Annotated in this window: 14 protein-coding genes; all 14 read right to left on the bottom strand. The window is 65.9% G+C overall.

The genetic code is table 11. The features are described 5' to 3' along the window. Nucleotides 1-12: 12 nt before the first annotated feature. Nucleotides 13-981 (bottom strand): bifunctional riboflavin kinase/FAD synthetase, encoded by a 969-nt coding sequence (locus EDL96_RS09835; RefSeq protein ID WP_123825665.1) that lies wholly within the window; start codon nucleotides 979-981, stop codon nucleotides 13-15. A 97-nt stretch (nucleotides 982-1,078) separates the two neighbouring features. Further along, nucleotides 1,079-1,669 carry a GNAT family N-acetyltransferase gene (locus tag EDL96_RS09830; RefSeq protein WP_123825663.1) on the bottom strand — a complete coding sequence of 197 codons (591 nt, stop codon included), beginning with the start codon at nucleotides 1,667-1,669 and terminating at the stop codon, nucleotides 1,079-1,081. Further along, nucleotides 1,666-2,205, bottom strand: coding sequence for a hypothetical protein (locus tag EDL96_RS09825; protein WP_233568821.1), 540 nt, complete (start codon nucleotides 2,203-2,205; stop codon nucleotides 1,666-1,668). Before EDL96_RS09825 ends, EDL96_RS09830 begins: the two co-directional genes overlap by 4 nt. 106 nt (nucleotides 2,206-2,311) lie before the next feature. After that, nucleotides 2,312-2,767 (bottom strand): tyrosine-type recombinase/integrase, encoded by a 456-nt coding sequence (locus EDL96_RS13775; protein ID WP_267900150.1) that lies wholly within the window; start codon nucleotides 2,765-2,767, stop codon nucleotides 2,312-2,314. Between the two features lie 580 nt (nucleotides 2,768-3,347). Next, nucleotides 3,348-3,731, bottom strand: coding sequence for a hypothetical protein (locus EDL96_RS09805; RefSeq protein ID WP_123825659.1), 384 nt, complete (start codon nucleotides 3,729-3,731; stop codon nucleotides 3,348-3,350). 845 nt (nucleotides 3,732-4,576) lie between these two features. Then, nucleotides 4,577-5,293: a DUF3800 domain-containing protein gene (locus EDL96_RS09800; protein ID WP_123825657.1), complete on the bottom strand. Its 717-nt coding sequence runs from the start codon at nucleotides 5,291-5,293 to the stop codon at nucleotides 4,577-4,579. 235 nt (nucleotides 5,294-5,528) lie between these two features. After that, nucleotides 5,529-5,813 carry a hypothetical protein gene (locus EDL96_RS09795; RefSeq protein WP_123825655.1) on the bottom strand — a complete coding sequence of 95 codons (285 nt, stop codon included), beginning with the start codon at nucleotides 5,811-5,813 and terminating at the stop codon, nucleotides 5,529-5,531. 142 nt (nucleotides 5,814-5,955) lie between these two features. Continuing rightward, on the bottom strand, nucleotides 5,956-6,327 hold the full coding sequence (locus EDL96_RS09790) for a hypothetical protein (protein WP_123825653.1): 372 nt from the start codon (nucleotides 6,325-6,327) through the stop codon (nucleotides 5,956-5,958). Nucleotides 6,328-6,379: 52 nt separating this feature from the next. Further along, nucleotides 6,380-7,399, bottom strand: a complete 1,020-nt coding sequence (truB, locus tag EDL96_RS09785) for a tRNA pseudouridine(55) synthase TruB (RefSeq protein ID WP_407656950.1) — start codon at nucleotides 7,397-7,399, stop codon at nucleotides 6,380-6,382. Then, nucleotides 7,396-7,899 carry a 30S ribosome-binding factor RbfA gene (rbfA, locus tag EDL96_RS09780; protein ID WP_123825651.1) on the bottom strand — a complete coding sequence of 168 codons (504 nt, stop codon included), beginning with the start codon at nucleotides 7,897-7,899 and terminating at the stop codon, nucleotides 7,396-7,398. The genes truB and rbfA overlap by 4 nt, the downstream gene beginning before the upstream one ends. A 180-nt stretch (nucleotides 7,900-8,079) precedes the next feature. Beyond that, the gene (infB, locus tag EDL96_RS09775; RefSeq protein ID WP_123825649.1) at nucleotides 8,080-10,974 is read right to left on the bottom strand and encodes a translation initiation factor IF-2; all 2,895 of its coding nucleotides are present in this window, start codon (nucleotides 10,972-10,974) and stop codon (nucleotides 8,080-8,082) included. Nucleotides 10,975-11,231: 257 nt separating this feature from the next. Next, nucleotides 11,232-11,519, bottom strand: a complete 288-nt coding sequence (locus EDL96_RS09770; RefSeq protein WP_233568820.1) for a YlxR family protein — start codon at nucleotides 11,517-11,519, stop codon at nucleotides 11,232-11,234. 160 nt (nucleotides 11,520-11,679) lie between these two features. Beyond that, entirely contained in the window at nucleotides 11,680-12,654 is a 975-nt protein-coding gene (gene nusA, locus EDL96_RS09765; RefSeq protein ID WP_123825645.1) for a transcription termination factor NusA, read from the bottom strand. Nucleotides 12,655-12,891: 237 nt separating this feature from the next. Next, the gene (locus EDL96_RS09760) at nucleotides 12,892-13,422 is read right to left on the bottom strand and encodes a ribosome maturation factor RimP (protein WP_123825643.1); all 531 of its coding nucleotides are present in this window, start codon (nucleotides 13,420-13,422) and stop codon (nucleotides 12,892-12,894) included. Nucleotide 13,423 lies beyond the last annotated feature (1 nt).

The following is a 13,423-nucleotide window of genomic DNA, read 5'->3' as shown; positions in this document are numbered from 1 at the left end:
GGGCGGGTGGGATCAGGCCCCGCGAAGGATGTCGCGGGTCTGGTCCACATCCCTACGCATCTGCTCGACGAGTTTCTCCACGCCTTCGTAGGCGACCATTCCGCGTAGCCGCTCCACGAACTCGACCACGACTTCCTGCCCGTAGAGGTCGAAGTCCTCCACGCGCTCCACGGGACGGTCGATCACGTGTGCTTCGACGACGCGGGCGACACCCTCGAACGTGGGGTTGGAGCCGACCGAGACGGCGACGGGCCAGCGGTGTTCGTGCTCGTCCAGGAGCCATCCGGCGTACACGCCGTCGGCCGGGACGTACCCGTCGGCCTGTGAATCCAGGTTGGCGGTGGGGAATCCCAGTTCCCGCCCGCGGGCCGCGCCGTGGACCACGGTGCCGCGGACCCGGTGGGGGCGGCCCAACATGGAGGCGGCCTGGGCCACCTGGCCGTCGGCCAGCAGTTCCCGGATCCAGGTCGAGGACACCCGCCGGTCCGTGCCTTCCCCGGGCAACACACCTTCCAGGTCCTCGACCACGACGACGTCGAACCCGTGGTCCTGCCCCAGCTGTCGGAGGACGTTGACGTCCCCGCTGTTGCCGTGACCGAATCGGGTGTCCGCCCCCACCACCACGCACTGGGCACGGAGGCCCTTGCGGAGGTAGTCGACCACGAACTCCTCGGCGGACTGCGCGGCAAAGTCCAGGTCGTAGTGCTGCACCAGTACCGCGTCCAGTCCGAGCTTCTCCATGGCGTCCAGCTTGTCCTGGGTGCCCATGATCTTGCCGCGGTGTTTCTCCGGCCGGTGCACCTCCGCCGGGTGGGGGTCGAAGGTCAGGACCACGGCTTGACAGCCGGCCTCCCGTGCCTTGTCCGCCAGCTTGCGCAGCACTTCCTGATGACCCCGGTGGACGCCGTCGAAATTACCGACCGTCACGATGGAGGGCCCGAAGTCCTCGGGGACTTCGGTGAGGCTGTGGAAGCGGTGCACAGTGCTCCTTGACGGCGGTGCGAGTGATCGGACGGTTCAGGGGTGGGGCGCGATGTGCCCCGCCCACAGGTTAGCGGTTTCCCCGGGTTGCTTCGGTTCAGGACGACGTCGGAACCCGCCAATCGCGCTCGGCGGTCCTGGGTGATGACGCGAGCAGTGTGGCGTGCCAGCAGTCCCACAACTCCCCCCGTTGTTCCAGGAACCCCGGGATGAACACGGGCTCCTGGAACCCGACCTTCCAGGAGAGCTTGACCGAGGCCCAGTTCCCGTCGAAGGCGATCCAGTGCAGGTGGGTCAGGCCCAGCTCGTCGAAGGCGTAGTCGATCAGCAGTCGACACGCGGCGACGGCGGCACCGGTGCCACGGGCATGGGGGCCGAAGTTCAGGCCGATGTCCGCCGCCGATGCCCGAACCCGGGCCAGTTCGATGGTGCCCAGGAGCTGGCCGTCGTGGTCGTGGACGGCCCAGTTGAGCGCGGAGCCTTCCTGCCAAGCCTTGGGCACGTATTCCAGGATGTACCCCCGGGCGTCCTGCTCCGTGTACGGGGTGGGGACGGTGGTCCACTTGACCGCCGTGGGATCGGTGCAGTTGAGCACCAGTTGATCCACGTCGGCCTCGGACAACGCCGCGAGCGTCACCTTCTCGTCGCTCAGCGTGGGCGGTTCGGTGGGCAGTTGCAGCGCGTTCATGCGTGTTCCTTGTCTTCCGGGTGCAGCACGGCAGGCTCCCGGTTCGGGCGGGTGCGCCACAGCCAGAGGAGCCCGACGACGGGCAGGACCAGCGGGATGAAGCCGTACCCCTGACCGAAGTGCGACCAGACCGTCTCGTCCGCGAACAGGTCCGGCGCCAGGTACGTCCAGAGCCCGATCCCCAGCACGCCCGCCAGTTCGACGACGACGGCCGCGGAAGCCACCCGGTGCCAGGCGGCTCCACGTCTGGTCAGGGCAACGGCGGCCAGGACGTAGACCACCGCGGAGAACAGGGAGAGCAGATAGGCCAGAGGTGCCACACCGAACTGCATGGCGATCTGGTAGGCCGAACGCACCCCGGCGGACAGGGCGAAGATCCCGTAGATCGCAATGATGACCCGCCCGAATCCGGTGCTCTTGGCGTCGGGGCGCCGCGCGCCGTCGTCGCCCTTGGGACCGAACCGGCGCTGGAGCACGCCGTCGGTGCGGTCACGGGGTTCCGTCGCCTCTGGCGGAGTGGTGGCGTCTTGCCTCATACGTACGTCCTTACTGGTAGTGCCAGATGAAGTCACCACCTGGCGCGTTATCCCTTCTCAGAAAGGTCAATGACGCCCCTGAGTCCGCAGATAGCCCGCAGGAGGTTCAAGAAGCGACCTGCATCAGGGTAGCCGCAGCCTCCCTCGTCTTGTCCTCCGCGGACGGCCACAGGTGTGCGTAGTAGTTCAACGTGACCGTGGCTGACGAGTGTCCGAGAGCCCGCTGCACGGTCACCACATCACACCCGGCCGCGATCAACCCCGAGGCGTAGAAGTATCTGAGGTCGTGGATCTTGCACTCAACCCCGGCCCGTTGCCGCGCTTGCCTCCACCGGAAGTCCGCCGTGCTGCCCGTCATCAGCTTCCGCCCAGCGGCCCAGAACAGGTCACGTTCTACCCCGTACGTCTCGATGTGCTCGCGGAGCATGTTCACCAGGGCCGGCGGGAGGTACACCACTCGTTCGGATTCCGCCTTGGGTGCCGATAACTCCGATCCCCCACCTGCCGCTGAACGTGCAGGGTCATTGCCTTTAGGTCGAGGTCGTCCACCTGGACGGCGCACGCCTCCGAGATTCGGAGTCCGGCGTAGGCGCACAAGGCGAATATCGGGGCATAGGGCGGTTCGATAGCCACCAGCAGAGCGGCAACCTCTCCCGCCGTGAGGATCGTCATGGTGTGTTGTTTCCGGCGCCTTCGGTGGTTTCACCCCGGCGGTGATGTCCTCTCGCAGTTTCCGGTCAGCGACCGCGCCACGGAGCACCCCACGCACCTGTGTGAGCCGCACACGCACCGTCGAGGGTGCCAGCGTCTCGGACTGCTCCCTGACCCATTGTTCGACGTGGGACACCGGGAGTCGGCCGAATGGCACATCCAGGAAGGTGGTTGAGTACACGGCTTGATCGACGGCGGCCGTTGTCCGGTGGACCAAAGTTGCCACGCCCTGTACCCCTGGTAATAGGTACGGAGCGTGAGTTCGTCGTTTGCCGGGTCAACATAGCGGCCGGTCGCGGTATCCACGACGATGCCATCGAGCCACCGTTGAACGTCAATTTTCCGCTGGGAGTGCTTGGCGTGTTCTTTGCCATCCTGGTCCCTGTACCGTGCCCGCCAGGAGCCATTCGGACGCTTCTTGATGGAGGCCACTACTTACCACGCTCGATTTCCGCGAGCATGCTCTTGTCCAAGTCAGCGACGGCGTCCTGCTCGTGGGCGAGTGCAGCGTCACGGGCCGAACTGGCTCGCTTCTCGGCATCATCGGCAAAGAGTCCAAGCAACTCTCGGGCCTTCACAGTGACTTGCTTGCGAGCTTCCGCCGCTGCCGATTCGAGTGCGTTGGCCTCAATCGTGGCGGTGTTGATCTGAGCAGCGATGTCGCTGGCGGACTGCGCAGCGAGGATCGCGGCCCCGCCGTCCGCCTCAAGCTGCGCTATCCGCTGCTGGGCGTCTCGGGCTTGCCCTTCCCAGGTCTCGACTGCCTGTTGGGCATCACTGAGAGCCGTCTCAGCCTTCTGAATCGTGGTGGGCACTGCCGCGCCGCTCACTGGCATGGCGAGAACTTGAGCGGTTAGATACCCACATGACTAGGAAGAACAAGAAAAGTGTCTACGCGATTGAACGCGCACGCCTTGAACCTGAGACGAGTATCCGTGAATTACAAGAGCGCGTCGCAGTACGCCGCGGCGAACTCCACGCAACGCAGGGAATGATGACACTCGCTGGCCTCAGTATCGCCGTATTCGTGGGCATCTTGACGGTCGCAGCCCCCGGCTCCACATCGTTTGTTCAAGCTGGCCTGTGGGTGATGCTCATGCTGTCGCTGGCAGGTCTGCACGTAGTGCTACTTCGGTCGAGGACGCAGGGGTTGGCAGCAGCGGAGGATGTTCTCGCTTCCAGGCAGCGGAGCCAGGACGCCCAGAAGGATAGTGAGAAAGTCATGTCTGGGACTCTTCAGTGCGACCGACTCAGTAGACCGGTGCCTTGGAAACGCGATCAAGTCCGACACGTCACGTTGAGCCTGCGGGCCGTGGACGACTACCGCGACCGCTGAACGCGAGAGCTGGCAAGCGAAGTTATCCGGAGCGGGCATGTCCATGGCGACCAGCGCACCCATCCTAGGATCACACCACGACACCTGGCTATGAGCCTGTCGCGGAAGCAACGTCGAAGGGGCTGCGCCCCCGAACCTGTTCAAAGGTTTCGGGGGCGCAGCGAAGTCATCTGTGGGCGCTAGACGATGAACTAGCTATACCTGGCTGGAAGCGCGAAGCTAGGGCCAGGAAGTGGAGCTGTAAGCGCGAAGCTAGGGCACCACTTGGCTTCTAGTATGCACCGAACCTCGGCCCTCAGCAAGAGGAGATCCCCGGGGTGGCCGTCACACCTGAGGTGCCAGGATCGTCCTGATATTTACTCTGGACGATCGCTGGTCATTGAAGTTGTCTAGATCGAAGGTTCGCCGTACATAGCGGCTCAGTTGCGCCTTGAAATTGTCGACGCTGGTTCCGCGCCGGCTGTGGTGGATCGCACCAGCTACGATGTCGGCGAGTTGGAGACCATCGCAAGTGCATGAGTCGAGACTGACTACGGATGCAAGCCGGGTGTTTCTGAAACTGCCATTCACTTTGCGCTGCACCTCGTTACCGTAGGAAATGCCTTTCGGGACTGATATGCCATCACACAACACGGTCAACAGCTCATTCCTGGTTGCTAACCCCTTGATGAGGGCGGCTGAAATCCACGCATGCCCTTCCCATTGGTCGCGGCCATTGAATGGGTCATGGACATCCTTGTCGATGATGGACGCACCGATCTGAGCCCCGGAGGCTTCGAGCATGTCAATAATCGCCTTATAAGCTCCAAAGGTGTTCTTGCTAACCGCGTTGAACTTAAACTCTTCCTTATGAAATCTGAATTCGTCGCGTATTGACTTCATGTTTCGCGACAGGGCGTCTGGGTCCCCAGTTTTGATGGCTGCCAGAACGAAGAAATTTCCTCCAGATCCTTTGGAGCCGCTCTCGTCCATGAATAAGGTTGACGTGCGCGTACCTGCTGGAAGGTGTAGCGGGCGGCTGCTGCGCTGGGTGCTCGACATGGTAGGAGCCTAGACGGAGTCACCGACAGTATGTGGCATTCCGAGAACACCGGAATGATGCATCTAGCAACAACACATGCGAGGCCGTCGCCGCGCCAGTTCTCAGTCCTTGCATTCGTTGTTTAGGCACTGTTGACCTAGCACCTAGGGCAGTCCGTTGGTGTTTGAGGTGAGTGTGTACTCCGCAGTCGGACCCCGCCGGGTCGCGAGACGCCGGGGCCTTCCTCGCCAGAAGTCAGACCCTCCGGCGCTGGTGGGGCTTTGGGTCGAATACTCCGTACACGCGCTTGTTCTCCCACCGTTGCAGCTGCCGGAGCGCGTGACCTGAGAACCCACGACTGCGCATCTCGTTGAGGGTGTCTTGGATGCTCACACCTTGGTCGGCAAGTGTCTGCAGGTAGACCGGGCACAGGCTCTCGCTCTGGCTATTTCTGGCCCACCCGTTGTTTCCGATGTGCTGCAGCATGTCGAACGTCCGCTCGGGCTCGGAGTCGGCAAGGGGCTTGGTACGCGTTGTCATGCGTTCAGTGTGCCAGGAGGGCAAGCCGGTCCGCAGAGAGTCCGCAACAAGTCCGCAAGAGGGCTAAATCGGTCAACCACCAGCAACCACATAAACCCTGTGATTACGCGGAAGTTGACACCTGGCGATCATGTGCTAACACCTACTGGTAGTACCAGATGAAGTTCATGCGGTAGACCATCACGATGATCGTGGGCCCGGTGGCGGCCAGGATCCAGTTGGACCAACTGGAGCGTTCGACCAGCGACCAGATGAACGTCCCCGCCGGGACCACCAACGCGGTCAGCAGGTAGCCCCAGTACTCGACCACGCTCCCGGAGGCCTTGGGCCCCACGAACAACAGCACGATCGAGCCCACCAGGTAGACCACCAGGAACGCTTCCAGGAGCAGCACCGAACCCTGTGTGAGGTCGCCCGGGGCCTTGCCGCGCAGCGCCTGGACGGCGCAGACCAGGAACGACAGCGCGCCCAGGACCACACTGGCCCAGAACCAGCCGTCATAACCCCACAACATCACCGTTCTCCTTCACGTTGCGTCCGTCGCTGCGCGCGTGCCGGCGCGCCGGTCATTGCGCTCTCAGGACCAGGACCGGTTTGGCGGTGCGCTCACCGGGGTTTCCGCGGTCCTCGAGCAGCGCGACCACTCCCCCGTCAGGGGCAAAGCCGGCGGTCAGTTCCGCGCTGCCCGTGGCCGGGATGCGTTTTCCGTGGCCCAGGTCCGTGGTCTCCTGATCGCTCAGTTCCCGAGCGGGGAACATGGCGCGCGCGGCGTCGTCCAGGGACGTCACGGGCACGGTGCCCCCTTCGGCGACGACGGCGCGGAGTCCGTCCAGGTCCTGGGCGTGCGTCAGGTCCAACGAGCCCACCCGGGTGCGGCGCAGGTAGGTCAGGTGCCCGCCAACGCCCAGGGCGTCGCCCAGATCGCGGGCCAACGCACGGACGTAGGTGCCGGAGGAAACATCCACCGTCACGGCCAGGTCGACGACGAACGTGCCGTCCGCCAGGGTCTGACGCTCGACGGAGCGGACGTCGAATCCTGAAACCGTCACGGTCCGCGCGGCCAGTTCCACGTCCTCACCTGCGCGCACGCGCGCGTAGGAGCGCCGACCGTCGATCTTGATCGCGGACACCGCCGACGGCACCTGCTGGATCTCACCCGTGAGTCCCGCGATGGCGTGGGAAATGCCCTGATCCGTGACGGCCCGGACGGCATCGCCGTCGGCGACCGCCGTGACCTCGCCCTCCGCGTCCTCTGTGACGGTGCTGATTCCGAGCCGGATCACAGCGTCGTAGGTCTTGTCCGCGCCCACCAGGTAGGTCAGCAGCTTGGTTCCGCGCCCCACGCCCACCACGAGCACACCCGTGGCCATGGGGTCCAGGGTGCCCGCGTGGCCCACCTTCTTGGTTCCGCAGAGACGGCGCAGCCGACCGACGACGTCGTGGCTGGTCCAGCCCTGCGGCTTGTCCACCACCACCAGGCCCTCCGGCACGGGCAGCGCCGGATCCGGGCGCGGAACATCTTCCCGGGGCGCTCGCGCGGGGCGGTCGTTCCGGGAGGATGCCGATGGTGTGGGTTCGGTTGTCACCGCTCGGTCGGTTCGGAGGTCTCGTCCGGAGCCGTGGTTCCGGCGTCGCGGGGAGTCTCTACGTCGTCGACGTCCTCCTCCTCGTCCGGGGTTCGGTAGGGGTTCTCCCCGGAGGCGTACTGGGCGCCGACGGCGGCCGCGGCCACCTCGGCGTCCTTCTCCTTGGCGCGGCGCAGGACGTCCTCGAGGTGCGAAGCGGCCTCGGGGATCTCGTCGGCCACGAACTCGAGCGTGGGGGTCAGCCGAGCCGTGATGTTCTTGCCCACCTCCGCGCGCAGGATGCCCTTGGCGGACTCCAGCGCACGCGCGGAATCGGCCTTCTCCTCGGCGGTCCCGTACACGGTGTAGTACACGGTCGCGTGTTGGAGATCGTTGGTCACGCGGGCGTCGGTGACGGTCACGAAGCCCAGCCGCGGGTCCTTGACGCGACGTTCCAGTGCCTGGGCCACGATCACCTTGATGCGGTCGGCCAAGCGGGATGCGCGCTGTGCGTCGGCCATGGTCACTCCTCTTGTTACAGGTTCTTCGGTCTCCGGTGCGCACCGTCCGCGATCCACGATGGCGCGGTCGGTTGGTTCACCCGGGGTGGCAACGGCCCGTACCCGTCCGTTCAGGACTCACGGTACGGGCCGTTGCTTTCGAGCGGTGCGCCGGGGGCTCACGGACTCGAAGGTTCGAGATCAGGCGCGGGGCTTCTCCTGAAGCTCCCAGGTCTCGATGATGTCGCCTTCCTTGATGTCGTTGAAGGAGCCGAGCCCGATACCGCACTCGTATCCGTCGCGGACCTCGACGGCGTCGTCCTTGAAGCGACGCAGCGACTCGATCTTCAACTTGTCCTGCACCACGTTGCCGTCGCGGACCAGGCGCGCATTGGCGTTGCGCTTGATCAGGCCCTCGGTCACGTAGGAACCGGCGATGTTGCCCCACTTGGAGGAACGGAAGACCTCGCGGACCTCTGCCTTGCCGAGTTCGACTTCCTCGTACTCGGGCTTGAGCATGCCCTTGAGCGCAGCCTCGACGTCGTCCAACGCGTTGTAGATGACCGAGTAGAACTTCATCTCCACGCCCTCGCGGTCGGCCAACTCGGAGACACGCTCGGCGGGGCGAACGTTGAAGCCGATGATGATGGCGTTGTCCACGGTGGCCAGGTTGACGTCGTTCTGGGTGATGGCACCCACGCCGCGGTGAATCACGCGCAGCTGAACCTCGTCGGAGGCGACCTCGATCTTCATGAGCGAGTCTTCCAGCGCCTCCACGGCACCGGAGACGTCGCCCTTGATGATCAGGTTCAGGGTGTCGATCTTGCCCTCGGCCACGGCCGCGTCGAAGGACTCCAAGGTCACGCGCTTGCGGCGCTTGGCCAGCAACGCGTTGCGGTCGGCAGCCTGACGCTTCTCGGCGATCTGACGGGCCGTCCGCTCCTCGGCGGTCACCAGGAAGGTGTCACCGGCGCGCGGGACGGAGTTCAGACCGAGCACCTGCACGGGACGCGAAGGCATTGCTTCCTCCACGGCCTTGCCGTCCTCGTCGAACATCGCACGGACGCGTCCGTGCGAGCCGCCGACCACCATCGAGTCGCCCACGCGCAGCGTGCCGGACTGGACCAGCACGGTGCACACGGCGCCGCGGCCCTTGTCCAGGTTGGCTTCGATGGCCACACCGCGGGCTTCCTTGTTGGGGTTCGCCTGCAGCTCCAGCGTGCCGTCAGCGGTCAGGACAACCGCTTCCAGCAGACCCTCGATGTTCTGACCGGCACGCGCGGAGACGTCCACGAACATGGTGTCGCCACCGTATTCCTCGGGCACGAGTCCGTACTCGGTGAGCTGGCCACGGATCTTCTCCGGGTTCGCCTCGGGCTTGTCGATCTTGTTGACCGCCACGACGATCGGCACGTTGGCCGCCTGGGCGTGGTTCAACGCCTCGACGGTCTGCGGCATCACGCCGTCGTCGGCCGCGACCACGAGCAGGGCGATGTCGGTGACCTGCGCACCACGGGCACGCATGGCGGTGAACGCCTCGTGACCCGGGGTGTCGATGAAGGTCAGCTTCCGGTCCTCGCCCTCGACCTCCGTGGAGATCTGGTACGCACCGATGTGCTGGGTGATGCCACCGGCCTCGCCCTCGATCACGCGGGTGTTCCGGATGGCGTCCAGCAGGCGGGTCTTACCGTGGTCGACGTGACCCATGACGGTCACCACGGCGGGACGCGGCTCCAGCACCTCGTCGTCCTCGGCAGCCGATTCGGCGGCCAGGTCGATGTCGAAGGACTCGAACAGCTCGCGCTCCTCGTCCTCCGGGGAGACGATGTTGATGACGTAACCCAGCTCGGCACCCAGCAGCTCGAAGGTCTCTTGGTCCAGGGACTGGGTCTGCGTGGCCATCTCGCCCAGGTGGATGAGCACCTGCACCAGCGAGGCTGGGTTCGCCTCGATCTTCTCGGCGAAGTCCATCAGGGACGCACCGCGGCGCAGACGCACCTCGGTCGAGCCGTCACCGTGCGGAACGGAGACGCCGCCGATCTTCGGTGCATTCATCTGCTCCAGTTCCTGGCGCTTCGCACGACGTGACTTGCGTCCCTTGCGGGACGGACCGCCACGACCGAAGGCACCCTGGGTGGCACCGCGGCCGCCACGACCCGGTCCGCCACCGGGGCGGAACCCGCCGCCACCGGCACCGGGAGCGCCACCGCCGCCACCACGACGCGGGCCGCCCTGGCCACCACCTGCCCCGCCGCGACCGCCGGGGCGCGAGCCCACGGGTGCGACGTTGGTGGTGTGGCCCGGCATCATGTTCGGGCTGGGACGCGGCCCCGCGGGACGGGGCCCACGGGGAGCCTGACCCGGACGTGGTGCTGCGGGGCGCGGACCGCCTTGGCCACCGCCCTGTCCCTGGCCGGGACGCGGTGCGGCAGGACGCGGACCGCCCTGGCCGCCACCCTGCGGGCGCGAACCGGGTCGGGACATGCCCTGCTGGGAAGCGAACGGGTTGTTGCCCGGACGCGGGCCACCCGGACGGGGGCCACCCTGGCCGCCACCCTGCGGGCGGGGACCGGGACGGGACATGCCCTGCTGGGAAGCGAACGGGTTGTTGCCCGGACGCGGTGCCGCTCCACCCGGCTTGGGACCGGGAGTCGGGCCGCCGGCGGACTTGGAAGCCGGTGCTTCTTCAGCCGGTGCAGGCTTCTCGGTGCGCTCAGGAGCAGATTCGGTCGTCGGCTCAGTCGCCGTCGGTGCCGGGGTGGCTTCCGGTGCCTCGTCCTTGGTCTCGGTTTCAGCCTTCGCTGCCGCCGGCTTGGGGCCCGGCTTGGCACCCGGCTTTGCGGCACCGGAGGGCTTGGCCGGCGAGGGCTTACCCGTGGCGGGCTCTGCCTTGTCCTGCGCCTTGGTGGTCTTGGCGGTTTCGGTGGATGCCGCGGGCTTCGTGCCGACGGCGTCCTTCAGCTTCTTTGCGACCGGCGGTTCGACCGTCGAGGACGCACCCCGGACGAATTCGCCGAGGTCTTGCAGCTTGGCGATGGCCTCCTTGGAGGTCATGCCGAGCTCCTTGGCCAGCTCGTGTACTCGTTGCTTAGCCACTTCTCTCCTGTCCCGGTCCGCATCCGTGACAGGAGGCGGACCGACTACTTGCCGTGGGGGTCTCCCAGCGCACCGTTCAGGCGCGCGGGAACACCGTGTTCAGAGCACTGCGAAGTACTCATCGTTCGGCACTCATCGGGTTTCCATCAGCTTCTGACTCGCTTTCCATGGTGGTCCGGGCCGGGAATCACTGCCCACCGCGGTGATGGGTCAGCCGGAACGGACTCGACCGCCCGCGTCGGGCAGCCGTGGTCGGCTCACTCCTGTGCGGTGCCCGCTGTTCGGGTCACCCGCTCGATCTGGTGCACGGCCGCCGTGGCGTCCACGCGGCGTCGAAAGGCCCGGTTGAAGGCTCCCCGTTTCACCGCGGTCTGAACGCATCGTTCGTCCGGATGCACCCACGCACCGCGGCCTCCGAGCACGCGGTCCTCGTCAACGACGACGACGGGCTCGGTTTCCACGGCGCTCAACGTCAAGCGCAGGAGGTGGTCGGGTTCGTCGACGGTCCGGCATCCGATACAGGTCCGGCGCACAACGTGTTCCACGAAATGAACGCACCCCTGGTTTGGATAATTCCCCCGCATCCGCTGGACAGCGCCAGGTGCGCGAGGGCGTGAACCATCGACTTTTCGACCGCGGACAAGTCTAGCCCCTCGGCAGAACTTCATCCGAATTTGAGGCCTTCGCCACGCTCAGGACCGCGGTTCAGGCTCCGGTGCGGGACTCCGGGACGATGTCGATCTTCCAACCGGTCAGCTTGGCGGCCAGGCGTGCGTTCTGCCCCTCCTTGCCGATGGCCAGGGACAGCTTGTTGTCGGGCACCACGGCGCGGGCGCTCTTGCCGCGCTCGTCGAGCACCTCCACGCTGATCGTCTTTGCCGGGGAGAGGGCGTTGCTGATGAACACGGCGGGATCGTTGGACCAGTCAACGATGTCGATGTTCTCCCCACCCAGTTCATTCATCACGGCGCGCACACGAGTCCCCATTTCACCGATGCAGGAGCCCTTGGCGTTGACGCCCGAGGTGTTCGCGGCCACCGCGATCTTGGACCGGTGCCCGGCCTCGCGTGCAATGGCCATGATCTCGACGTCACCGTCGGCGATCTCGGGGACCTCGAATTCGAAGAGGCGCCGGACCAGCTCGGGGTGGGACCGGGACAGGGTGATGGACGGGCCCTTGGGCCCGCGGCGCGCTTCCACGATGTAGGCGCGGATCCGTCCGCCGTGCGGGTACTTCTCCCCCGGCACCTGCTCGTGCGGCGGCAGCAGTGCTTCCACGGTGCCAAGGTCCACCTGAACCATCTGCGGGTTGCGGCCCTGCTGGATCTGCCCGGAGACCACCTCACCTTCGCGCCCCTTGAAGTGGCCGAGGACGTTGTCGTCCTCGACGTCGCGCAGGCGCTGCAGGATGACTTGACGTGCGGTGGAGGCAGCGATGCGGCCGAATCCCTCCGGGGTGTCGTCGAACTCGCCGATCTTCGACCCGTCCTCGTCGACCTCGGGTGCCCAGATGGTCACGTGCCCGGTCTTGATGTCGATCTCGGCCCGGGCGTCCTTGATGGCACCGGGAGAGCGCATGTAGGCCAGAACCAGAGCCTGCTCGATCGTGGGTACGAGCAGGTCCACGGGGATCTCACGCTCTCGTTCGAGCATCCGCAGGGCACTCATGTCGATGTCCATGTCGAGCCTTTCCGTTCTGGCGCGCTTTCGAGAATCAGCGCCCCGTGATTGACAACAGCGCACCGCCCGGGCGGGCGGAACGCTGTCCTGGTGAGTTACATGACGGCCGCCGCTAGTCCCACCACCCGAAGGGTGTGGGTGATCCAGTGAGCTTCCGGTATCGAGTTTCGATCCTACACGGATGTGGTCTTCTCCCCCGGGCGGGTGGTTCGACCCCGGCGGCGCGGAGCCCGGTGATCAGTCCTGAACCTGCACCTTGGCGCGTCGGATCGAGCCGAGGGGCCAGGTCTCCGGGTCCAGGAGCTTGACGGGCATCCCCTTCTTGACCTGCTCACTGCGCTGCAGGGTGACGGTGGCGTCGTCGCCCTCCGCGTCCTGCACGGACAGGAGCCGGGCGGTGAACTTCGGTTGCTCGGAGGTGTTCACGGGGGTCACGGACACGTGGCGCCCGACGGAGCGTTTCCAGTGCCGCAGCGCTTTGAGTTCGCGCGTGGCCCCCGGGGAGGAGACCTCGAGTTCGTAGGCGGGGCCGTCGACGGCGTCGCTCTCGTCGAGTGTGTCCGAGACAGCCCGCGACACCCGTGCGATGTCGTCGAGCTCGACCCCTTCGGTACTCTCGTCGGGCAGGTCCACCAGGACCTGGACGATCCGGTTCGCACCGGCGCCGATGACGTTGATCTCCTCGAGGAACAGCCCTTCGCCCTCCACGACGGGAGTCAGCAACTCACGCAGAGCCGCGGTGGTGTCCTGGGATTCCGGCTGGTTCACG

Source organism: Kocuria soli (genome assembly GCF_003797835.1).
In the GTDB taxonomy this organism is placed as follows: Bacteria; Actinomycetota; Actinomycetes; order Actinomycetales; family Micrococcaceae; genus Kocuria; species Kocuria soli.
This window is presented reverse-complemented; position numbering and strand designations above follow the sequence as displayed.

Bases quoted from the DNA above. Each gene is read 5' to 3' on its own strand.
- EDL96_RS09790 (WP_123825653.1), bottom strand. From the start codon at position 6,327: ATGTTGTGGGGTTATGACGGCTGGTTCTGGGCCAGTGTGGTCCTGGGC.
- EDL96_RS09825 (WP_233568821.1), bottom strand. From the start codon at position 2,205: ATGAGGCAAGACGCCACCACTCCGCCAGAGGCGACGGAACCCCGTGAC.
- rbfA (WP_123825651.1), bottom strand. From the start codon at position 7,899: ATGGCCGACGCACAGCGCGCATCCCGCTTGGCCGACCGCATCAAGGTG.
- EDL96_RS09800 (WP_123825657.1), bottom strand. From the start codon at position 5,293: ATGTCGAGCACCCAGCGCAGCAGCCGCCCGCTACACCTTCCAGCAGGT.
- nusA (WP_123825645.1), bottom strand. From the start codon at position 12,654: ATGGACATCGACATGAGTGCCCTGCGGATGCTCGAACGAGAGCGTGAG.
- EDL96_RS09830 (WP_123825663.1), bottom strand. From the start codon at position 1,669: ATGAACGCGCTGCAACTGCCCACCGAACCGCCCACGCTGAGCGACGAG.
- EDL96_RS09795 (WP_123825655.1), bottom strand. From the start codon at position 5,813: ATGACAACGCGTACCAAGCCCCTTGCCGACTCCGAGCCCGAGCGGACG.